Source organism: Trebonia sp., assembly GCF_030042015.1.
GTDB lineage: Bacteria > Actinomycetota > Actinomycetes > Streptosporangiales > Streptosporangiaceae > Trebonia.
The window spans coordinates 47508-69645 of the sequence record NZ_JASIAL010000203.1; the positions used below are offsets into that span (position 1 = coordinate 47508).

The following is a 22138-nucleotide window of genomic DNA, read 5'->3' on the forward strand; positions in this document are numbered from 1 at the left end:
CTTTCCCGTTGCCCGCTCGGCTATGCCCGCGCCTGTCTGGGTGGCTAGGCGTCCTCGACGATGATGCCCAGGTGACGGGCGAGGAACGGGGCGAGCGTGATGAGCTGCAGGGCGTCGATGCGGGCACCGCCCAGCGCGTCGAAGCCCGCCCGGATGCCGGCCTCGCCCGCCGCGCCGCCCAGCGCCGCGCCGCGCAGGTCGACGTCCGTGCACGACGCCTTCGTGAAATCGGCGCCGCGCAACGTGCAGCCAGGGAACCGTACCCGGGTGAGCCGGGCGCCGCCGAAGTCGGCGTCGCGCAGCACGCAGCCGTCGAAAAGCACGTCGGTCAGCGAACTATCGCGGAAGTTCACCGAGTCCAGCTTGCAGTCGCGGAATGTCAGCCGCCTGGCCGTCAGCGCGAACGCCTGCACGCCTGCCAGCACGCAGCCGCTGAACCAGACGTCAACCAGCGCGGACTCGGCCAGGTCGAAGGCCACGAACCGCGACTCGGACACCCACACCTGCGACAGCCGTGCCCGCCGTGCCCGTCCGCCGTCGAAGGTCACGCCGGTGAAGGCCGACTCGGCGAACCGGGACCCGCCCGCCGCGGCGTCGGCGAACGCCGAATCGTTGAACAGGACCCGGTCGTAATCCTCATCAAGCTCGAGCACGCCGGCGAACGGCCGCAATGCCGCCGCGAAGGGCAGGTCCGCGAGGCTGCGCGGTGACTTCATGGTTTTGTTTCCTAAACTAATGGCCATGACGGAGCCCACTGACTTCAACGGCAAGATCATCGCGGAGTTCCGGGCGAACGGCGGCACGGTGGGCGGTCCGTTCGCCGGCGCGGACATCCTGCTCCTGCACCATACCGGGGCACGCACGGGGACCGCGCGGGTGAGTCCGCTCGCTTACCTGCGGGTGGGGGAGGGCTTCGCGGTCTTCGCCTCGAAGGCGGGTGCCCAGGAGAACCCCGCCTGGTACCACAACCTGCTCGCGCACCCGGACACGTCCGTCGAGGTCGGCACCGAGACCATTCCCGTGACCGCGCGCCTGGCGCAGCCCGCCGAGCGGGACGTGATCTGGGAAAGGCAGACGCGGCGCGCCCCGCATTTCGCGCAGTACGCGACCAAAGCAGCCCCCCGCACGATTCCCGTCGTCGTTCTCGATCCTGTTAAATAACACCTGAACGAACGCTCCGTCGACGTAGCGGGAGGTCGGTCCATGGGCCCAGCCGATCCTGAGGTTCGCACCACTGCCGGCCGGATCCGCGGGAGCGTCGAGGACGGAATAGCCGTGTTCCGCGGCATCCCGTTCGCGAAGCCGCCGCTTGGCGCGCTGAGGTTCCGCGCGCCCCAGCCGCCGGAGCCATGGGAGGCCGTGCGCGACGCCACGGCCTTCGGCCCGCCGGCGCCACAGGCGCGGTTCCCCGGGTCGCCGGCCGCCCCGCCGGCGGAGACCGACAGCGACGAGTGGCTCACCGTGAACGTCTGGACCCCGGACCCCGCGGCGAGGACGCTGCCGGTGATGGTCTGGATCCACGGCGGCGCGTACCTGTTCGGCTCGGCGGCCGATCCCGGCTACGACGGCGGCAAGTTCGCGGGCGCCGGCACGGTCTTCGTGTCCTGCAACTACCGGCTCGGCATGGAGGGGTTCGCGCAGATCCCTGGCGCGCCGGCCAACCGGGGACTGCTCGACCTGGTGGCCGCGCTGCGCTGGGTGCGCGACAACATTGACCGGTTCGGCGGCGACCCGGCGAACGTCACCGTGTTCGGCGAGTCGGCGGGGGCGGGCGCGATCTCGGCGCTGCTCGCGATGGACAGCGCCCGCGGCCTGTTCACGAGGGCGATCGCGCAGAGCGTGCCGGGGACGGTGTTCACCCCCGAGCTGAGCGCCGACATAACCCGGGCGATCGCGGCCGCGGCCGCGGTCCCCGCCACCTATGAGGCGCTCAGCGCGGCGCCGCCGACGCTCCTGGTCGACGCGCAGATGGCGGTCACCGGCCGGATGAGGCAGTTTCCCCAGTGGGGCGCGGTGAACCTCACCGACACCCCGTTCTCCCCCGTCGTCGACGGTGAGGTGCTGCCCCGCGCGCCCTGGCGGGCGCTGCTGTCCGGCGCCGGCAGCGAGGTCGAACTGCTCACCGGCCACAACCGCGACGAGTACCGGCTGTTCATCGCGATGTCCGGGCGGCTCGGCACGATCACCGAAGAAGACGCGGCCACCGTCCTGAACAGCTTCGCGCCGGCCCCGGACGGACCCGCGGGGTACCGCAAGTCGTACCCGGAGGCGGACGCGGGCCGGCTGTTCGAGCTGGTCTTCTCCGACTGGCTGTTCCGGATGCCGACGCTGCACCTCGCGCAGGCGCACGCGGCCTCGGGTGGCAGGACGTTCCTGTATGAGCTGCGCGCCGAAGCGCCCGCCGGCCAGGGCATGTTCGGCGCATGCCACGCGCTCGACGTGCCGCTGGTGTTCGGCTCGGCGGGGCAGGGCATCGGCGCCCTGCTGACCGGCGAGCAGCCGCCGCCGGACTTTGTCGCGGTCGGCGACCTGATGCGCAGCGAGTGGCTCAGCTTCGCGAACTCCGGCGACCCGGGCTGGCCGGTGTACGGGACCGAGCGCCGGACGACCCGGGTCTACGACCTGCAGCCCGACGTCGCGCCGTATCCAGAAGATGCGTCGATGCACCTGTGGGAACGCCACCGGTTCGACGCCCTGGACCTGGCCCGCTGACCGGCCCCGCTGACCGGCCCCGCCGAGCGACGCGGCCCGGCGTGCCCCGGCTACGCGCCGGCGGGGACGAGGTAGGACGCGAGGTGCGCGTCCACCGCGCCGAGCCCGGCGTGGTCGGCTGGGACCGCGCGGAAGCCGATGTAGCCGTCCGGCCGGACCAGGATGGCGCCGTCACCCGCCAGTCCGGCCCGCTTGGGATCGCCGTCGGCGGAGGCGACGTCGACGATCCCGTCCCACCGCCGGCGCAGGTAGCCGAGGTCAGCGTCCGCGGCCGGACCGAACACAAGCAGCTGGTGCCGCGTGCCGCTCAGCGACGTGCGGTCGGGGTAGCGATCGCCCGGCGCCGGGGACGCCGGCGGCGGCGGCCCGCCGGGCGCGGAGTACTCGCCGGTCAGCGGGCTGTCGGCGTACGAGACGTCGAGCATGGAGCGGGCCCGGACCAGGCCGAGCACTTCGGCCGGCGCCGGCTGGGCAGGGAAGGAGCCGGTTCTGGCGCCCTCGACCGACGTGTGCGCCAGTGCGTGCAGGCGGTCGGAGACCTCAAGGACATGGCGGTCGGCCGCAAAGCGCTCGGCGGCGAAGCTGTCGACCAGGCCAGGCCTGGCGCGACCGCGCAGCTGCAGCGCGAGCTTCCAGGCCAGGTTGTGCGCGTCGTGCAGGCCGGAGTTCAGGCCCTCACCGCCGAACGGGCTCGATAGGTGACCGGCGTCGCCAAGCAGGAAGCGCCGCGTGTCGGCCAGGCGCGGCACGAGGCGCCGATGCATCTGGAACGGGGACGCCCAGCCGACGTCATCGAGCGTGAGCAGGGTGCCAGGGATCCGCCGGCCGATCGCCGTGGCGACCGCCTTCCGCGAGCGATCGCCGGCCAGCAGCTCCGCCTCGCTCGCGGACAGGTCGCCCACGAACGTGATCCAGCGCCCGTGCGGCAGCGGCGCGAGCAGCACGTAGCCGTCGGGGGAAGCGATCAGCGCCATGCCGTCGCGCGGCAGCCCGCACGACACACCTACGTCGGCCGCCAGCGCCACACCGGCGTAGGTGGAGCCCGCGAGTTCCTCGGCCATCGACTCCCGCGTCACGCTGTGCGCGCCGCCCGCCCCGATCACCCAGGCCGCCTCGACGCTGCCGACCGCTCCGTCCTCCCCCTTGAGCTCCGCCACGACGCCGTCGGACCGCTCGGTGAGCGACACGGCCGTGACCCCGCGCTCCACGCGGCCGCCGAGTTCGGCAAGCCGGCCGGCGAGGATCTGCTCGGTCTGCCACTGCGGCAGGCTGGCCTGGAACTCCCAGGGGCAGCCGGCCCCCGCCAGCGGCAGCTCGACCACGCACGCCAGGCCCGCGTCGAAGATCCGCGCGTACCCCAGGTGCACCGACGACTCGAGCACCCGCTGCGCGAGTCCCGCCTGCTGCAGGATTTCCAGCGTGGCCGGCTGCACGGCGGTCGCCCGGGCCTGATCGTGCGGGCGGCGCTCGCGCTCCACTACCCGGGCGCGCACTCCGTGGCGCGCCAGCTCCACGGCGGCGAAAAGCCCGGACGGCCCGCCGCCCACCACAAGAACATCTGATTCCCTCATGTCCCCCACAAGTACCCATTAGAACGCACCAAGAACACCCACCGCCACCTCTGGCCGGCGTGGCGTAACCAGAGCGGCGTAACCAGAGCGGCGTAGTCGGCACCGGCTTAGCTCGCCGCCAGCCGCCGCAGCGCGCCCCGCACTACCTGCGGGTCGGTGGTCTGCCAGAAGGGCGGCAGCGACGCGCGCAGGAAGTCCCCGTACCGCTTGGTGACCAGCCGCGGGTCGAGCACCGCGACCACGCCGCGGTCGTCCACCGACCGCAGCAGCCGCCCGGCGCCCTGGGCGAGCAGCAGCGCGGCGTGCGCGACGGAAACCTCCATGAACCCGTTGCCGCCGCGCGCCTCCACCTGCCGGGTCCGCGCGCTCGCCAGCGGGTCGTCAGGGCGCGGGAACGGGATCCTGTCGATCACGACCAGCCGCAGCGACGGCCCTGGCACATCCACGCCCTGCCACAGCGACAGCGTCCCGAACAGGCAGGTCGGCTCGTCTGCTGCGAACTCCCGCACCAGCTGCCCGGTCGCGTCGTCCCCCTGGCACAGCAGCGGGAACCCCAGCTCCGGCCGCAGCGCGTTGGTCGCCTGGCGCGCCGCCCGCATCGAGGAGAACAGGCCGAGCGTCCGCCCGCCCGCCGCCTCGATCAGCCCCGCGAGCTCCGTGACGTACTGCGCCGGGAGCCCGTCCCGCCCCGGCGGTGGCAGGTGCCTGGCGACGTACAAGATCCCGCTGCGCCCGTGCGCGAACGGCGAGCCGACGTCGATGCCGCTCCACGTGGTGCCCATCGAGTCCGCGTCAAGCCCCCACTGCCTGGCGAGCGGCACGAACGAGCCGCCAAGGGTCAGCGTCGCGGAGGTGAGCACCACGGTCCGCTGCGCGAAGAGCGATGCTGCCAGCACCTCCCCGACCTCAAGCGGCGCGACGTGCAGCGTCGCGGGGCGCGATGTGTCGGCAACGTCGTCCGCCCGTTCCAGCCAGACGACCTCGTCGCGCTCCTCAACCGGCTCGTCGAACGTCGTGACCATGCGTTCGGCGGTGACCGCGATGTCGACAAGGCCGACCAGTGCCGCCTGCCCGGCGGCGGCCACCCCCGGGTCGCCCTCGTTGCGCTTGACGGCGCTGCGCACCTCCGCCGCGCACGTCACGGCCGTGTTGTGCAGGACGCCGAGCGACGCCGCCAGCGCCGGATCGAGCCGGTCCATCCGCCCCGCGGGCGTGGTCAGCAGCAGCGGGCCAAGCGCGTTGCCCGCCTCGGCGAGCCGCCCGGTCTCCGCCTCGCTGGCCAGCCGCCCGCAGCGCCGCACCGCCGCCTCCACCGCGGTCGCCGACAGCTCGCCGCTCGCCACCGATCGCACCCGGTCCACAAGCTCGTGCGCCTCGTCGACGACGACGACGCGGTGCTCGGGCAAGATCCCGCCCTCGCCGAGCGCGTCGATCGCGAGCAGCGCATGGTTGGTGACCACCACATCGGCGTCCGCCGCTATCCGCCGTGCGCGCTCACTAAAACATTGGATCCCGAACGGACACCGCTGACTCCCGATGCACTCCATTGCTGTCACGGACGCCTGGCGCCACGCCTGGTCGGGCACCCCGGGAACGAGCTCGTCCCTGTCCCCGGTGGCGGTGGCGCCTGCCCACTCGTGCAGCCGCTTGACGTGCAGGCCTAGCGCGCTGGTCGGCTCGAACAGCGCCTCCTGCCCGGCCTGCGGGGCGCTGCTCAGCTTGTGCAGGCACAGGTAATTGGCGCGGCCCTTGAGTATCGCGAACGCGGGGGTGCGGCCGAGCGGGCCGCGCAGCGCGTCAACGAGCCGGGGCAGGTCGCGGTCGACGAGCTGGCGCTGCAGCGCGATCGTCGCCGTGGACACGACGACCGGGCCGCGCTGGCTGGTCGTGAGCAGCAGCGCGGGCACCAGGTAGGCCAGCGACTTGCCGGTGCCCGTGCCCGCCTGGACCGCGAGGTGGGCTCGGTCGGCCATCGCGGTCCAGACGGCTTCCGCCATCAGAGTCTGCCCGGGCCGCTCCAAGCCGCCGATCGCGGCGATCGCCCTTGCGAGAAGCTCCTGAACCTGTGCAGGCGATCTGTCGGCCACGAGCGAGACGCTACCCTATGCACGTGCCGATCTACGCCCTGGACGATGACGAGCCGGACATCGACGAACTTGCCTACGTGGCCCCTGATGCGGTGGTGATCGGGCGGGTGACGATCGGCCCTGAGGCGTCCGTGTGGCCGGGTGCCGTGCTCCGCGGCGACCACGGGACGATCACGGTGGGCGCGCGGACGTCGGTGCAGGACGGCACGGTCGTGCACGTGAGCGTGCGCGCGCCGACGGTGATCGGAGCGGACTGCGTGATCGGGCACAACGCGCACCTGGAGGGGTGCGTGGTCGAGGACGGATGCCTGATCGGCTCGGGGTCTGTGACGCTGAACCGTGCCGTCGTCGGCGCGGGCTCGATCGTCGCCGCGGCCGCCCTCGTGCCCGAGGGCTTCGTCGTGCCGCCCGGCGCGCTGGTGGCGGGCGTGCCCGCGACGATCAAGCGCACCGGCGTCGACACCAGCTGGACACGGCAGGCGGTCAGCACCTACATCGAAACCGCCCGCCACCACCGGGCAGGCCTGCGCCGCCTCCGCTAACCGACCTGCGCCCCCGACCGCGCCGCCCCCGCGTTCACCTGGGCGTTGCCGCCCCCAGACGATTAGCGGCCGGCCGGCTCACGGCCGCCAGCTCGCGGTCCCGGCCGGCGGCTGGCCGCGGCCGTCGGTGTCGGGGTCGAGCAGCCGCTCGGGCTCGACGGCCTCCCCCTGGTCCAGCTCGCCGGCGATCGCAGTGCGGCGATTGCGCTCGCGCGCCAGGTCCAGGTCGCGTTGCGCCTGCCTGAGCTGCTGCCGCAACCGCACGTTCTCCGCGGTGAGCGTTCCGTGCCTGGTCCACGCGGTGGCCAGCTCCCGCTCGAGCCCCGCCACGGTCTGCTCCAGGTCGGCCGGGCTGGTCGCGAGCCGCCGGATGACCTGGCTGAGCAGCCTGCGGGCAAGCTCGTCATAGTCCAGGCCGGAGACGGCTTGCGGTGCCGCCTGGGTGGCGGTCGGGGCCGGGTTCGCCCGCCTCGGGCGCGTGGCCGGCGCCGGCGTGCCAGGCAGGGCGATGCGGTAGGTGCGCTTGCCGCGCACGTCCCGCGCGATCAGCCCGTCACGCTCCATGCCGGAGAGCAGCTGCGCGAACGCGACGCTGGAACCCGGGTACCCGACTGCCCCGGCGAGCTTGGTGCTCGCCATCCCGTTGGGATCGGCGATCTCGGCGGCCGCCGCGAGATGAGCGATGATCCGGTCCCGGGTGCCGACCGCCCGCGGCCGGCCGGCGGTTCGTTTCGTGCCTGCGCGCGTGATTTTAGACCCGCCCATCGCGTCCCCCACCTCTGGCTCTCTCCCTACGCTGTGCAATCATGCCCGCTGACCCGCGGCTGCCCTCATGATAGTACGGCCTGACCTGGGCAGACCCTGGCGGCAGAGATTGCCGTCGCGGACGGGAATCGGTTGGCTGGCGGGTCCGCGAAACGCCGGAACGTTATCATTTCGAGCCCGGGATGATAGGCGGCCCGGGTATCAGCTCGATGTCGGCCGATGGCGGCTTCCCGCGTCTGCCCGCTGGGTCGCCGGACCCGGCTACCATACGTTCCAGTGCGTGCTGCACCGCCGGATCCCGGGCTCCGGCGCGATCGCGCACAAGGCGACCCGTCCGTACGAAACCAGGGGCGACAGCGACCATGAGCTCTGGTCTGGCTGGTGACATCGGCATCAGCCTCGACTACGGGCTCACGCTGCTGGCCGCGATGCTGATCGGGACCGGGTTCGTCCTGCAGCAGCACGCGGCCGAACGCGAGCCCCAGTCGCGCTTTCTCAGCTGGCGGCTGATGACCGACCTGGTGCGCGCCCCGCGCTGGCTCGCCGGGATCTCGTGCATGGTGCTCGGCTACATTCTCGCGGCCTGGTCGATCGGGCACCTCGAGCTGTCGTTCGTAGAGCCGCTGCTGGCCACCAACCTGATCTTCGCGCTGGTGCTCGCGGTGCCGTTGGCGCGGCGGTCGGTCAGGTTCTGGGAGGTGTTCGGCGCGGCGGTGCTGTGCACCGGGGTGGCGCTGCTGTCGTTGTCGAGGTCGGCGAAGCCGATCGGCCTGTCGTTCGGCTCGGTGTCGCACTGGCCGGCCGCCGCCGTGATCGCCGCGGTCGCGTTCCTGGCCGTGCAGGCGGGCCGCAGGCGATCGAATCGGGCGAAGGCGATGCTCACCGGGGTCGGCGCGGGCCTGGTGCTCGGCATCCAGGACGCGCTGACCCGGCAGACCCTGCAGATCCTGCAGTCCAACGGGATCAGCGGGATGTTCGCCGCGTGGGCGCCATACGCGCTGGTCGGCGCGGGCGTGACGGGCATCTGGCTGATGCAGAGCGCGTTCAACGCCGGACCGCTGCAGGTGTCGCTGCCTGCCATCTCCGCGGGCGAGCCGCTGGTGGGCATCCTGCTCGGCATCATCGTCTTCGGTGACCGCATCCAGGTCGCCCCGGGAATGCTGGCGATCCAGGCGGGCGGTATCGCCGCGCTGGTCGTCGGCGTGATCATGGTGGCCCGTGCCCCGGCGCTGTCGCAGCTGCGGACGTGGACGCCGCCCACGATTGCGCACGGCATTCCCGGCAGGCACTCCGGCCACGCCGACGGGCAGCCGGCGGAGGAGCCTGCGCCGAATGGGCAGCAGGACAGCGGCCAGCAGGAGAACGGCCAGCAGCCGAGCACCGAGCCGGTGACGGGCCCCCCGGCCGGCCAGGCCGCGAACGGCCAGGCCCCGTCCGGGCAGCCGGCGGGCGACGCGGCCGCCCAGCGGTCACAGCCCGGTATGCGGGGCTTACGAAAGCCGGTCGCGCGAACCCGAGGAGGCCCAGCCCCGGACGGTCGAGCTCTGGGTGCCGCGGCCGAGGAAACGTTCCATCGCGGTCCCGACGCCGCCCTCGTCACCGATCAGCTTCCTGATCGTGACGATCATCGTGGGCAGCGCCCAGAAGTCGCCGCACACCCACAAGATCGCCGCGCCGATCTGCTGGTCAGCGAACGGCGGCAGGGTCACGCCGGGCACGTGGTTGTAGATCGCATACACCGAATAGTTCGTGAAGATGCTCAGCGACATCGCGATGATGATCATCACGACGTTGGTGGCGAGCAGCGCCGCGGCCCGGCCGAGCAGGGGCAGCTGGCTGCGGAACGGCGGCGAGGGGATGAACTGCAGCCAGAAGATCACCCCCGCGACGAAGAAGCTCGTTAGCATCAGCCACACGCGCACCGCCGAGTTCGACTCTCCCACGTCGAACAGCGCAGGGATGTGCCAGCCCACCATCACGAGGTTGAAGCAGGCTATCGCCACCCACGGCCGCAGGAAGAACCCGCCGGCCCTGCGCATCCGCTGTGACCAGCTGTGCGTAGCCCCCGCGCCCGCTGCCGGCGGGCCGGACCGCCAGGGCAGCGCGTCGTGCAGTGGCTGCCACGGCGCGCCAGCGACGACCAGCGACGGCGCGGCGAACATCAGCAGCAGGTGCTGCAGCATGTGCACCAGGAAGTACGACCCGGCCCAATAGTCGATCGGGGACTCGAACGCGATGAGGAAGACCGCGAGGCCGGAGTAGAACCAGCAGGACCGCAGCCTGCGTTCCCTGGTCCGCTCCGGCGTGGACCGGCTGGCGAGCCGCCGCAGCCCGATCTCGTGCCACACGACCACCACGAGCGCGATGACCAGGAACGGGTCGAACGACCAGTTGTCCAGGATGTAATGCATGCGGGCACCTAACTCGCGTAGCCATGCTGTAGCTCACAAACACGGTACGCAGGGCCGTGACGCGATCGTGAGGGCCCCAGTGCAACATGAGCAAGATGTCATCGATCCCGCTGGACCAACAGACGCGCGGCCGGGAACCGGAGCGCGCGACCGGATCCCGGCCCCTGGCTGGCCGGGAGGTCCTACTCCGCTGGCTTGGGCTTGCCGAGTCCCCAGAGGGCGGCGGATACCACGGTGATGCAGAACAGCAGGAACGTGATCGCGTGCACGCCTGTGCAGTATTCGCAGATCTCCCCAATCTGGTACAGCTCGGCGTAGATCAGGTACATCACGAACCCCATGCCCACGATCATCGAGCCGAGCCGCAGCCAGGCCACCTCGCGCCGCTGCGCCTGCCACGCCCACGGCGTCATGATCGCGACCACGAACACGTAGAACGCGAGCCCGAGGATGGCCACGGGGATGACCCCGAAGACCATCGACTGCGGGCTGGTGATCACGGCGGTGCAGTTGAACGTCCCGTGCCCGCCCGTGGGGCAGCCCAACAGCCTCGACCCGTTGAAGTGCGCGTAGGTCTCGTAGGCGGACACCCCGAGCCCCGCGATGGCCAGCGCGAGCGAGACGATCTGCAGCCACCGCGGCGGGCCGGACGGGCCGCCGGCTTCCTGCGGGACCTCAGCGGACGGCCGCCCGCCGGGCCTGGCGGGCCTGGCCTGGGGGGCCGGCTGCGGCCTGCTCGTAGGCGTCGCCTTGACGCCGCCGGGTGCCGTCGGCTTGCTGGCCACCGCCTGGGCAGTAGCGGATGACCCGGTAGCGCTCGCGCCTGCCGTCCGGGAGTTGTCGCGGGCCGTGGTGCCGGCGCGAGTCCCCTTGCTAGCGGCGGGCCGGTTCCGGGAGCGCGCCTTCGAACTTGCCATGGGGGTTCGGTCTCCAGTGCTGTGATCGCGGCGGCAGGTCGCTGCTCAGCCTACCGCCGATGACCGCTCGTGAACGGGCTAGGAGGTGGCGAAATCCGATTCCAGCGCCCGGATCGCGGGCGTGCATGCGGTGCTCGGCTGGTTCTTCGTGAGCGCGCAGATACCGGCGATCAGATAGTTCGCCGCGCCGTCGGCGCCCTTCCCGACCGTCGAGGTTGGCTGGGTCAGCGCCGCCGCCACCTGATCCCAGTTCATGCCTTTGAGCTCGTCAGGGCCGTACGGGGCGAGGTTGCCGACCTCGACGTACTCGTTGCCGATGTCGATGAACGGGATCGAGCTGCCCTCGCCGTCGCCCGGGTCATACTCGGTCTGCAAGTTCTGCTGGGCGGTCGTCGGGGTCTGCAGCGTGACGTACGGGACGGTGTCGCTCGAGGAGTTCCCCTGGCGCTCGTTCGTCGTCTCCTCGACCGGCGTGAACGTGATGTATTTGCTCGTGTAGGTCGAGCCGTAGAACGTCCACGTGGGCGTGTTCGGGTCGTAGTCGCTGCTTGAGGAGTGGATGGTCTTGAGGCCGGAGAACGTGCCGAAGCGGCTCAGGGCCACGATCATCGCCCACCGTTGGGCGCCGCAGAACGGGCAGTACTCGGCCCCGATGTAGAGCACTTCCGGCTTGCCGTCGGACGTGAGCGGTGAGCCGTCGACGGTCGCGAAGTAGGCGTCGCCTGCCCCGCTGGCGTCGGAGATCTCGCCGCTCGTGATGAAGTTCGAGCTGTCGATGCTGCCGGCGCCGACCTTGTCTAGGACGCTCTGCGGCACCCCGGTGACGTCTTTGGTCAACTTCGCGAGCGCGGCGCCGGTCGGGCCGTTGCTCGCCGGTGCCGCGGTGCCGCTGCCGCTGTTGGCCTTCACCAGCACGAACGCGATCACCACGATGACGACGGCCAGGATCGACCCGCCGGCTATGTAGATCCGCTTGCGCTGCTCGGCCCGCCGCGCCGCCTCACGTTGCGCCGCGATCCGCGCGCGGCGGTCGGGAACCTTGGTCCTGCTCGCTTTGCCCATGCCGCATATCGTAGGGCGATTTTCGCTGCTTATGTCTTGAGGGGACCTGAGAGAAACCTCTGGGTGGCCCGAATGGAACCTGACCTAGACCGTGCCGCGACCTAACGCCGAGGCCGCGGCCTCAAAGCTGGGCCTGCAGCGACTTCACCACGGACGTGCAGGCCGACGCCGGCTGGTCACCGGTGAGCGAGCAGATCGCCGCGGTGATGTAGTTCGCGGTGCCGAGCACGGCCTTGGCCACCGGGCTGTCCTGGTTGTGCAGGTCCGCGGCGATCTGGCTCCACGTCAGCCCGGCCAGCACACCGGGGTCGTACGAGGCGCCGACGATCACGTACTTGTTGCCGAAATCGATGAAGGGGATGTCGCCCGGGCCGTCGTACTTGTTAATCAGGGCCAACTGCGCGCTGGTCGGCGTCTGCAGCGTGGTGTACGCGCCGTTGCCCGGGTCGGGGATGTTCGTGTACAGCTCGACCGGGGTGAACGTCAGGTACTTGCTGGTGAAGTGCGCAGTCGCGAACGTCCAGGTCGGCGTGTCGGGGTACGGCTCCGAGTTGCCCGCGCCGTCCTGGGCGGCGGAGTGCGTGGCCGCCAGTCCGCTGAACGTGCCGAAGCGGCTCAGCGCGACGACCATGGCCCACCGTTCGGCCGCGCAGTACGGGCAGAACTCCGCGCCCAGGTATAGCATCTCCGGCTTGCCGCCGCTGGTCAGCGCCGGCCCGCTGACCGACGTCGGGCGCGCGCTGACCTGGCCGGCGCCGACGGCGTCGAGCGTGGCGGCAGGGACCGTGGTGGTCGTGGCGATGAGCTGGGCGAGCGCGCTCCCGGTTGGCGCGGTGGGACCGCCGGCGGATGGGGTGGCCGAGGAGTGACCGGTCGGGGAACTGCTCGCCGTGGGGTGGCTGGCCGGGGACTTCCCGCGCAGCAGGACGAACGCGAGCACGACCGCGACCACCACCACGATCGCGCCGCCAGCGAGCAGCATCCGGTTCCGCACCCGACCCATGCTAGGCCCTCGGCACGACTCACCGGCGCGGTGTTCCGGCGGGACGCCTGGCATCCAAACCGGGCCTGAATCGGGGCGCGCCGGGGTCGCAGGAGACAGACCGCCGGCCCCCGCGGCAGGGGGAGTGAGGGGGGTGCCGCGAGGGCCGGCCGTCCCGGCGCGGGGCGCTGGGGGGGAAGCGTCCCGCGCCAGTCCGGTCCGCGAGCGCGTTCGATCGAACACGTCCCGCGCCGGACGGACAGCATCCACCGGCCAGGCGGTGCCAACGGCCAACGGCCAACCGCCTGGCCGGAAGGGACTCGTTCAGTGATAAACGTCCTATCTCTATGTGATCTAGATATTTTCTAGATGGGCACGATGAAGTCGGGTAATCTGCATAGTTGTACCAACTGACGACGCCGCGTAGCAGGCGGGACGCGGCGCAGCATGAAGGGGGCCACCAGCCGTGGTGCGGCTGCGGGTCGGCGTGCTTGGGCCGGTGACGGCATGGCGCGATGAGCGCGAGGTCCCGGCGGGACAGCCACGGCAGCTCGCGGTGCTCGGCGTGCTCGCCATGCGGGCGAACCACGTGGTGTCCCGGGGCGAGCTGGTCGACGCGGTATGGGGCGACGGGCCCCCCGCCAGCGCTGAGGGCGGTATTTACACCTACGTCGCGGGACTGCGGCGCGTCCTGGAACCTGACCTGCCGCGCCGCGACCCGGACCACCCGCGGCGCGCGCCCGCGCGCGTGCTGGTGTCCGCGGGCGGGGGATACGTGCTCAGGCTCGATCCCGGCTGCCTCGACTCCGACCAGTTCGAGCAGTTCCTCGGCCGGGCCCGCGGCCTGCGCGCGTCCGGCGACCTGGTGGGAGCCGCGCGCGCGGTGGACGAGGCGCTGGCGCTGTGGCGCGGGCTCGCGTTCGCCGGGGTGCCAGGCCCGTTCGCCGAGGCCGAACGCCAGCGGCTTGGCGAGCTGCGCACCGCGGCGGCAGAAGAGCGGGCCGACCTGCTGCTCGCCCAGGGCAGGGCGGCCGAGGCGGTGCCTGAGCTGACCACGCTGGCGGCCGACCATCCGCTGCGCGAACAAGCCCGCGGCCTGCTGATGATCGCGCTCTACCGCTGCGGCAGGCAGGCGGAGGCGCTGCAGGTGTTCCACGACGTCAGGGGGCGGCTGGCCGAGGAGCTCGGCATCGACCCGAGCGCCGAGCTGACCAACATCTACCAGCAGGTCCTCGCGATGGACCCCGCGCTCCACGGCCCGGCTGACATGCCCCGCGCCGGCCAGGGGCAGCTCGCCGATCCCGTGGCGCCGGCCGCCCCGACTCCTGCGCAGGTGCCACCGGAGACCGCCGGCTTCGCCGGCCGGGCGGCGGAGCTGCGCTGGCTGCACGCGATGGTCCCGGAGAGTCCGGGAGCGGCTCCGGGCGAGTCTGCCGTGGCGGTCGTCACGGGCACCGCTGGCGTCGGCAAGACCGCGCTGGCGGTCCGGTTCGCCCGCCAGGTGGCGCAGCGCTTCCCCGACGGTCAGCTCTACGTGAACCTGCGCGGCTTCGACCCCTCCGGCGCGCCTGCCGAGCCGGAAGTGGCGCTGCGCGGCTTCTTCGAGGCGCTCGGCGTGCCGCAGCGACGAGTCCCGGCCAGCCTGGAGGCGCAGACCGGGCTGTTCCGCAGCCTGCTCGAGGGCAAGCGGATGCTGCTGCTGCTCGACAACGCGCGGTCCACGGAGCAGGTACGGCCGCTGCTCCCAGGCAGCCCGTCGTGCATGGTCGTGATCACCAGCCGCAGCCAGCTGACTGGCCTGGTCGCCGCCGAGGGCGCCCGCCCGCTGCCGCTGCAGGTGCTGTCAGAAGCCGAGGCCCGCGAACTGCTCGCGCACCGGATGGGCCCGGTGCGGGTGGCCGCCGAGCCGACCGCGGCCGCCGAGCTGATCGAGCAGTCCGCCGGGCTGCCGCTGGCGCTGAGCGTGGCCTGCGCGCGGGCCGTCACCCGGCCGGGTGTCGCGCTCGCGGACCTGGCCGCCGAGCTGCGTGACGCCCGCGGACGGCTCGACGTGCTCGAGACCGGCGATGTGACGACCGACCTGCGGGCCGTCTTCTCCTGGTCCTATCAAAAGCTCAGCGAACGGGCGGCCCGGATGTTCCGGCTGCTCGGGGTGCACCCCAAGCCGGACATCTCGGTGGCCGCCGCGGCCAGCCTGGCCGGGACGCCGCTGCCGGCCGCGCGCACCGCGCTGGCCGAGCTGACCCGCGCCTCGCTGCTGAGCGAGGACGCGGGCGGTCCCGGCCGGTTCGGCTGCCACGAGCTGTTGCGCGCGTACGCGGCGGAGCGGGCGGCCGCCGACGAGAGCGAGGACGAGCGCGACGCGGCACGCCGTCGGCTGCTCGACCACTACCTGCGCACCGCCTACGCGGGTTCCGTGCGCCTGCACCCCGTGCGCAGCCAGGTCCGGCTGCCGCCGGCGGTACCGGACGTCACCCCCGAGAACCTCGGCTCGTACGAGGCGGTGCTCGCCTGGTTCGCGGCCGAGCATCGCGTGCTGCACGCCGTCCTCGCCATGGCCGCCGAGGCGGGCTTCGACGCCCAGTGCTGGACGCTGGCCTGGTACTGGGCGACGATCCTGACGCGCAGCGGCCTGATGCACGAGGTGGCGGAGCTACAGCGGACGGCGCTGGCGTCGGCGGAGCGCCTCGGCGACCCGGTCGCCCTCGCGCACGTGCACTACGAGCTCGGTCACGCGAGCGCGCGAGTGAGCGACTTCGCGGCGAGCCACGCGCACCTGGAGCAGGCCCTCGAGCTGTTCACCCGGCTCGGTGATCACGTCAGCATCGCGATGGTGCAGTACGGCCTGGCAGCGTTGCTTGACCAGGAGGGCCGGTACTCCGACGCGATCGAGCACGCGTCCGAGGCGCTGCGGCTGCGCCGCTCGTTCGCCGACCGGGCGGCGGTCGCCTCATCGGAGAACGCGGTCGGCTGGATCTACGCGCACCTCGGCCAGCACGCCGAGGCGCTGCGGCACTGCCGGCGCGCGCTTGAGCTGCACCGCGACTCGGGCAGCCGCGGCGCCGTGGCCGACACGCTCGACAGCATCGGCTACGCCTACCGCGGGCTGGCCGACTACCCGCAGGCCATCGCCCACTACGAGCGGGCCCTGGACTTGTACAGGAACATCGGCGACCTGGACGGCGAGTCGGGCTCGCTGACCGGGCTTGGCGACGTCCAGGTCGCCGCCGGGCAGCCCGCCGCCGCCCGGCGCAGCTGGGAGCTCGCGCTGGCCGTGCAGGCCAGGCTTCCCGGCGTGGACAGCGGTCCGGTCCGCGCCCGGCTGGCCACGCTCGCCGTCGACGGCGCCGCGGCGGGCGCCACGGCGGGCACGGCCGCCGCGGGCGCCGTCGGCGCCTGAGGCCGCCGCGGCCGTTGCTGACCATGCGATATGGTTACGTATGGTGGCCGATTTTGTTTCCCTGGGAAAGGTGCTGACGCTGGACACGCTCAACCGCGCGCTGCTGCTTGAGAACATCCACCCTGACGCGACGGCGCGACTGACGAAGGCCGGCTACGAAGTGCGGACGATGCCGCGGGCGCTCGGCGAGGACGATCTCATCGCGGCGCTGCACGGGGTCAGCCTCGTCGGCATCAGGTCCCAGACCCATGTCACGCAGCGCGTGCTCGCCGCGGCCCCCGAGCTGCTGGCCGTCGGCGCGTTCTGCATCGGCACGAACCAGGTCGACCTCGCGGCGGCCGCCAGGCGCGGCGTCGCGGTGTTCAACGCGCCGTTCTCCAACACCCGCAGCGTCGTCGAGCTGGCGATCGCGGAGATCATCTCGATGGCCAGGCGGCTGCCGGAGAAGAACGCCAATATGCACGCCGGGGTCTGGGACAAGTCATCAAGGGGCGCGCACGAGGTGCGCGGCCGCAAGCTCGGCATCGTCGGTTACGGGAACATCGGCACGCAACTGTCCGTGATCGCCGAAAGCCTCGGCATGAGCGTGTACTTCTACGACATCGCCGACAAGCTGGCGATCGGGAACGCCCGCCGCTGCTCCTCGCTTGAGGACCTGCTCGAGTCGGTCGAGACCGTGACCCTGCACGTGGACGGCCGGGCTGGCAACCACGGGTTCTTCGGCGAGGCCGAGTTCGCCCGGATGCGGCCGCGGTCGCTGTTCCTCAACCTGTCCCGCGGGTTCGTCGTCGACCACGTGGCGCTGCGGCGCCACATCGAGTCCGGGCACATCGCCGGCGCGGCGGTCGACGTGTTCCCTGCCGAGCCCAAGGGCAACGGCGAGGAGTTCGTGTCCGAGCTGCGCGGGCTGAGCAACGTCATCCTCACCCCGCACATCGGCGGCTCCACCGAGGAGGCGCAGCAGGACATCGGCGATTTCGTGTCGACCAAGCTGATCGACTTCGCCGAGAGCGGCGCGACCTCGATGAGCGTCAACATGCCGAACGCCGCGCTGCCCGCGGTGCCCGGCACGCACCGGCTGTCGCACCTGCACCAGAACGTCCCCGGCGTGCTCGCCACGATCAACCGGGTCCTGGCCGAGCACGGCGTGAACGTCGAGGGCCAGCTGCTGCGCACCCGCGACGAACTCGGCTACGTGCTCACCGACATCGGCACGACCTACAGCGAGGACGTGCTCGACGAGCTGCGCGCGATGGGCGTGACGATCAGGCTGCGCACGATCGAGTCCGGCTAGCCCCGAGCCCCTTAGCCCGAGCCCCCGGCAGGCCGGTCCCGGCGCCCGCGGTCCGGCGCCGGCCAGGGCTGTAGCCTGGTCCGTTGCGCGGTGCTCCCCGGTGCCGGCGGCGGCGGTGGTGGCGGCGGTTCCAGCTCCACCGGTTCGGCGACGGACGCGTCGGTGGCGGCCGGGCCGGCGCCGGATGACGCTCCTAATGGTGAGGTCGTGATCAGTTACCCGGTGGTCCTGGTCACGGTGACCGGCGGGCAGGTGTACGGGTCGTCGGCCGCGGTGTTCACCGCGAGCTACGCCGCTCCGGGCGGGGTCACGGTCTCCGGCACGGTGACGTGCACAACGGTCAACGGCGGGACGCTGGTGACCCCGGGGCTGACCGCCGGGGGCAGTTACACGATCGACGGGGCGAACTGCTCGGGGCTGAGCGCGTCGGCGGGGTATGCGGTGGACTATGTCGGCGGGGCGTTCACGGTGACGCAGGCCGGCCAGGTGATCGGCTTCACCGCCCCGGCCACGGCAGTCGCAGGGACAACCGCGACGCTGGCCGCGACCGGGGGCGACTCGGGCAACCCGGTGGTGTTCACGGTCGACGCCTCCTCCGGTGCCGGGGTGTGCGACGTGTCCGGGGACACGGTCAGCTACCTGGCCGGCGGGACCTGCGTGGTCGACGCCAACCAGGCGGGCGGCACCGACTACTCGGCGGCCGCGCAGGTCCAGCAGGCGATCGAGGTGCAGCAGGCGCCGGCGTTCACCGCCGATGCCCCGCCGCTGACCGCGGCGGCCGGCACGCCGTATTCCTGCCAGTTCGCGGCCTCCGGTGTGCCGGAGCCGGCGTTCACGCTGGGCGGCGGGGCGCCGTCGTGGCTGACGGTCGGCCCGGCGACCGGGCTGGTGTCCGGGACCCCGCCGTCCGGCACCGGGTCGTTCAGCTATCCGGTGACCGCGGCCAACAGCCTGGGCAGCGTGACGACGGCGGTGTTCACGGTGACGGTCTCGGACCAGGCCGACGTCGAGGCGGGGCTGTCCTGTCCCTCCGGCCTGGCGGTGGACGAGTCCGGGACGTGCACGCTGACCGTGACCAACGCCGGGCCCGCGCTTGCCGTCGGCGTGCTGGCCGGAGCCGTGGCGTCGGCGCAGCTTCGGGTGACCGGCTGCTCGGGCGGCTGTTCGCGGATCGGCGGGGTGCTGGCCTGGTCGCTGGGGTCGCTGCCGGCCGGGCAGTCCGTCGCGCTCACGATCAGCGTGACGGGGCAGCAGGCCGGCGCCGCGGTTGTCGCCGCCGCCGCCGGCTCGGCCAGCCCCGACCCCGACCTGTTCAACAACCTGACGGCGGCCACGGTCGCCGTCACCCGCGCCTGAGGAAAGGCCAGGCCTGCGGCCCAGATAGCGCCGGATAGCCGAGCCGACGGCGAGCACCGCCGCGAGAGGACGTCGAGTCGGGCGCGTGCTAGCCCGGTGCCGGCTCGGCCGCGGCCTCGTGCGGCACGTCGCGCATGCGCCGCAGCGGCGAGAAGTACACCCACCACCCGGCGGCCCAGCTGCCGGCCAACCCGATCCACAGGGTCGGGCGGATCCCGATCGCGGTGCCGAGCGCCCCGCCGATGACGGCGCCGAGCGGCATCGTGCCCCACACGATCCAGCGGGTGGCCGCGTTCATCCGGCCCATCAGGCGCGGCGGGGTGACGGCCTGCCGGTAGCTGACCTGTGCCACGTTGTACACCACCGCCGAGAAGAACGTCCCCGCGAACCCGATCGGGAACAGCACCACTCGCCAGCCGGGCTCGGCGAGCGCCGGCAGCAGCTGCGGCAGGCCGAAGATCAGGATCGAGACCCAGATGATCCGCGCCGTGCCGACCCGCCTGGCCAGCCGCCCGGAGAACACGCCGCCGACGACACCCCCGATCGCGGCAATGGCGAAGATCAGCCCCGTGTAGGCGGGCCGCACATGGAGCACGCGCACCAGGAAGATGATCTCCACCGCCGTTGCCATCGAGCTGAACAGGTTCGAGGTTCCCGTGCACGCGACGACCTTGCGCAGGATCGGGTGCCCCACCACGTAGCGCAGGCCCTCGCCGATCTCCGCGCGAAGACCCCGGGGCCCGGGGCGCGCGGCGGCGTCTCCGTCCGCCGGCCGTGCCCGGGGCTCGCGGTGCCTGATGCCGAGCAGCGACGCGACCGATACCAGGTAGGACACGGCGTCCGCGGACATCGCGCCGGCCGCGCCGAACGCCCCGACCAGCCCGCCGCCCAGGCCAGGGCCGACCAGCTGCGCGAACGACTGGGTGGCGCCCAGCTTGCCGTTGCCGTCCATCAGGTGTTCCTGGGCCAGCAGCACGGGCAGGTAGCTCTGGTAGGAGACGTCGAAGAACACCGTGCCGACCCCGGCTGTCACGGCGACCGCGTAGAGCTGGCCCATCGTCAGGACGCCGGCGTACCACGCCACAGGCACCGAGCCGATGATGACCAGGCGCGCGGCGTCACAAGCGACCATGATCCCGCGCTTGGCCCGCCTGTCGACGAGCGCGCCGGCGGGCAAGGCGATCAGGGCGAAGGCCAGGGTGGCCGCCGCGGTCAGCAGGCCCACCTCGAACGTGGTCGCCTTGAGCACCACGACAGCGGTCAGCGGGAGCGCCAGGTTCGTGACCGCCGACCCCATCTCGCTGACGGTCTGCCCGCCCCACAGGAGCAGGAAGTCGCGGTGGTGCCACAGGCCGCGGCCCGCCGTGACCGTGGTGTCCGCGGCCGGGCGGCCGGCCGATCCGGTCCCGGGCAGGTCGGCATCCGCCGGTTTGTCCTGCTGTCGTTCCGGCACGGGACAACCATATGCTCCGGGCACAATTGAAGCGTGCAGGTCGCGATCCCCGGGCCGCTCGAGGTCCGCGACGACGCCGGGTCCGCGGTTGAGGTCAGCGGGGCACGGCTGCGCGCCCGCCGCGCTGGCCGCGCTGCACCTGCAGATCCTGGGCGCGGACGTGACGGCCGCGACCTCACAGCGGCGTCACGTACGCGCCGGAGATCCCGCCGTCGACCAGGAACGTCGCCGCGGTGATGAACGAGGCATCGTCGCTGGCGAGGAACGCCACGGCCGCCGCGATCTCGGACGCCTCGGCGAACCGGCCGGCCGGCACGTGCACCAGGCGGCGCGCGGCGCGCTCGGGGTCGGCGGCGAACAGCTCGGCGAGCAGCGGCGTGTTGACCGGCCCGGGGCACAGCGCGTTGACCCGGATGCCCTCCCGCGCGAACTGCACGCCAAGCTCCCGCGACAGGGCGAGCACGCCGCCCTTGGACGCGGTGTAGGAGATCTGCGAGGTCGCCGAGCCCATGACGGCGACGAACGACGCCGTGTTGATGATCGACCCCTTGCCCTGCCGCCGCATGTACGGGATCGCCTCGCGGCAGCACAGGTACACCGACGTCAGGTTCACCTCCTGCACCCGCTGCCACGCGTCAAGCTCGGTGGTCAGGATCGAGTCGTCCCCGGGCGGGGAGATCCCCGCGTTGTTGAAGGCGACGTCGACGGACCCGTACGTGTCATAGGCCACGGCGAAGACACGGGCCACATCCGCGGGAACGCTCACGTCGGCCTGGACGAACACCCCGCCGGCCGCCTCCGCCGCCTTGTCGCCCGCCGCCACGTCGATGTCGACCGCGACCACGTTGGCGCCCTCGTCGGCGAACCGCTGCACGGTCGCCAGCCCGATCCCGCTGCCCGCCCCGGTGACGACCGCCGTGCGTCCCTCAAGCCTGTCCACGCCCGCGCCCCCTAGATCCGCTCGAAGTACCTGCGCAGCTTCCAGTCCGTCACCGCGCTGCCGTAGGCGGCAAGCTCCACCCGCGCCATCGTCGCATAGCGGCCGACCACGTCCTTGCCGAACGCCTCGGCCGCGAGCGCCGACGACGACCATAGCGCCAGCGCCGCGTCAAGCGACACCGGCACCCGCGGCATCCCCGAGACCGCGTACGCGTGGCCCGTGCCCGACCAGCCGCAGCGCGCAGGTCCTGTTGTCAGGTCCCCACGCCACCGTGGTCGGCGCGAAGCTCCCGGGAGCGTACCGCTTGCAGGAGTTGATCGTCGGCGCGAACAGCAGCGTCAGCTCCCGCAGCCCCGCCAGCGCAGCGCCTCGATGTTCACGACGGTGTCCTGGGTACTCCAGTGGACAAATTGACCCATCACGGGGGCGGAGCGTGTCAAGATCAACATCCGCCGCCCCGCACCCGGCCTGACCGGCCGCGGGCGGTACGGGTAGATTCGACCGGGGAATGAGAGGAGACAGCGCGTGGCCATCGCCGCAATGGTGCTCTGGATGTGCACCGCCGCCGCCGGCGCCTACCTGCTCGCCACGGGCATCCGCACCAGGGACGCACAGCGGCCGTCAGCCGGACCCGCCGCGGAGGCCG

Annotated in this window: 16 protein-coding genes and 2 pseudogenes; 7 read left to right on the top strand and 11 right to left on the bottom strand. The window is 72.3% G+C overall.

Translation table 11 applies throughout. The annotated features are described in order from the left end of the window. Positions 1-44: 44 nt before the first annotated feature. Complete coding sequence (locus Q1N79_RS10470) at positions 45-716, bottom strand: pentapeptide repeat-containing protein (protein ID WP_300607524.1); 672 nt, start codon at positions 714-716, stop codon at positions 45-47. 25 nt (positions 717-741) lie between these two features. Here Q1N79_RS10470 and Q1N79_RS10475 point away from each other — a divergent pair, with 25 nt between their 5' ends. Beyond that, positions 742-1161, top strand: coding sequence for a nitroreductase family deazaflavin-dependent oxidoreductase (locus Q1N79_RS10475; protein WP_300607527.1), 420 nt, complete (start codon positions 742-744; stop codon positions 1159-1161). A gap of 42 nt (positions 1162-1203) precedes the next feature. Further along, positions 1204-2712, top strand: a complete 1509-nt coding sequence (locus Q1N79_RS10480) for a carboxylesterase family protein (RefSeq protein ID WP_300607530.1) — start codon at positions 1204-1206, stop codon at positions 2710-2712. 50 nt (positions 2713-2762) lie between these two features. Here the strand turns inward: Q1N79_RS10480 and Q1N79_RS10485 are convergent, their stop codons facing one another. Together Q1N79_RS10485 and Q1N79_RS10490 are read right to left on the bottom strand one after the other, a co-directional pair. Next, positions 2763-4283: an FAD-dependent monooxygenase gene (locus Q1N79_RS10485; protein ID WP_300607533.1), complete on the bottom strand. Its 1521-nt coding sequence runs from the start codon at positions 4281-4283 to the stop codon at positions 2763-2765. 107 nt (positions 4284-4390) lie between these two features. Further along, entirely contained in the window at positions 4391-6280 is a 1890-nt protein-coding gene (locus tag Q1N79_RS10490) for an ATP-dependent DNA helicase (RefSeq protein ID WP_300607573.1), read from the bottom strand. A gap of 113 nt (positions 6281-6393) precedes the next feature. Between Q1N79_RS10490 and Q1N79_RS10495 the strand changes: the two genes are divergently transcribed. After that, on the top strand, positions 6394-6912 hold the full coding sequence (locus Q1N79_RS10495; RefSeq protein WP_300607536.1) for a gamma carbonic anhydrase family protein: 519 nt from the start codon (positions 6394-6396) through the stop codon (positions 6910-6912). A gap of 78 nt (positions 6913-6990) precedes the next feature. Here Q1N79_RS10495 and Q1N79_RS10500 read toward each other — a convergent pair whose 3' ends face one another. Further along, the gene (locus Q1N79_RS10500; protein WP_300607538.1) at positions 6991-7677 is read right to left on the bottom strand and encodes a hypothetical protein; all 687 of its coding nucleotides are present in this window, start codon (positions 7675-7677) and stop codon (positions 6991-6993) included. A 428-nt stretch (positions 7678-8105) separates the two neighbouring features. Here Q1N79_RS10500 and Q1N79_RS30645 point away from each other — a divergent pair. Further along, positions 8106-8840: pseudogene (locus Q1N79_RS30645) on the top strand (DMT family transporter); the annotation flags it as partial. Between the two features lie 327 nt (positions 8841-9167). Here Q1N79_RS30645 and Q1N79_RS10515 read toward each other — a convergent pair. The 4 genes from Q1N79_RS10515 to Q1N79_RS10530 form a co-directional block, all read right to left on the bottom strand. Beyond that, the gene (locus tag Q1N79_RS10515; RefSeq protein ID WP_300607547.1) at positions 9168-10088 is read right to left on the bottom strand and encodes a cytochrome c oxidase assembly protein; all 921 of its coding nucleotides are present in this window, start codon (positions 10086-10088) and stop codon (positions 9168-9170) included. A 182-nt stretch (positions 10089-10270) separates the two neighbouring features. After that, on the bottom strand, positions 10271-10873 hold the full coding sequence (locus Q1N79_RS10520; RefSeq protein WP_300607551.1) for a vitamin K epoxide reductase family protein: 603 nt from the start codon (positions 10871-10873) through the stop codon (positions 10271-10273). 210 nt (positions 10874-11083) lie between these two features. After that, positions 11084-12067, bottom strand: coding sequence for a DUF929 family protein (locus Q1N79_RS10525; protein ID WP_300607558.1), 984 nt, complete (start codon positions 12065-12067; stop codon positions 11084-11086). 121 nt (positions 12068-12188) lie between these two features. Continuing rightward, entirely contained in the window at positions 12189-13061 is an 873-nt protein-coding gene (locus Q1N79_RS10530) for a DUF929 family protein (RefSeq protein WP_300607561.1), read from the bottom strand. A gap of 454 nt (positions 13062-13515) precedes the next feature. Here Q1N79_RS10530 and Q1N79_RS10535 point away from each other — a divergent pair, with 454 nt between their 5' ends. From Q1N79_RS10535 to Q1N79_RS10545, 3 genes are all read left to right on the top strand, one after another. Continuing rightward, on the top strand, positions 13516-16449 hold the full coding sequence (locus Q1N79_RS10535; protein WP_300607563.1) for a BTAD domain-containing putative transcriptional regulator: 2934 nt from the start codon (positions 13516-13518) through the stop codon (positions 16447-16449). Positions 16450-16510: 61 nt separating this feature from the next. Further along, positions 16511-17743: a phosphoglycerate dehydrogenase gene (gene serA, locus Q1N79_RS10540; protein WP_367185054.1), complete on the top strand. Its 1233-nt coding sequence runs from the start codon at positions 16511-16513 to the stop codon at positions 17741-17743. A gap of 207 nt (positions 17744-17950) precedes the next feature. After that, positions 17951-19099 carry a putative Ig domain-containing protein gene (locus tag Q1N79_RS10545; protein WP_300607566.1) on the top strand — a complete coding sequence of 383 codons (1149 nt, stop codon included), beginning with the start codon at positions 17951-17953 and terminating at the stop codon, positions 19097-19099. A gap of 88 nt (positions 19100-19187) precedes the next feature. On the opposite strand, the gene Q1N79_RS10550 is transcribed toward Q1N79_RS10545, so the two are convergent. The 3 genes and pseudogenes from Q1N79_RS10550 to Q1N79_RS10560 form a co-directional block, all read right to left on the bottom strand. Then, entirely contained in the window at positions 19188-20552 is a 1365-nt protein-coding gene (locus Q1N79_RS10550) for an MFS transporter (protein WP_300607568.1), read from the bottom strand. Positions 20553-20727: 175 nt separating this feature from the next. Continuing rightward, a complete protein-coding gene (locus tag Q1N79_RS10555) occupies positions 20728-21492 on the bottom strand; it encodes a 3-oxoacyl-ACP reductase (RefSeq protein WP_300607570.1) in 765 nt (254 codons plus the stop codon). An 11-nt stretch (positions 21493-21503) separates the two neighbouring features. Beyond that, positions 21504-21852, bottom strand: a pseudogene (locus Q1N79_RS10560) (glutamine synthetase); the annotation flags it as partial. Positions 21853-22138: the final 286 nt, after the last annotated feature.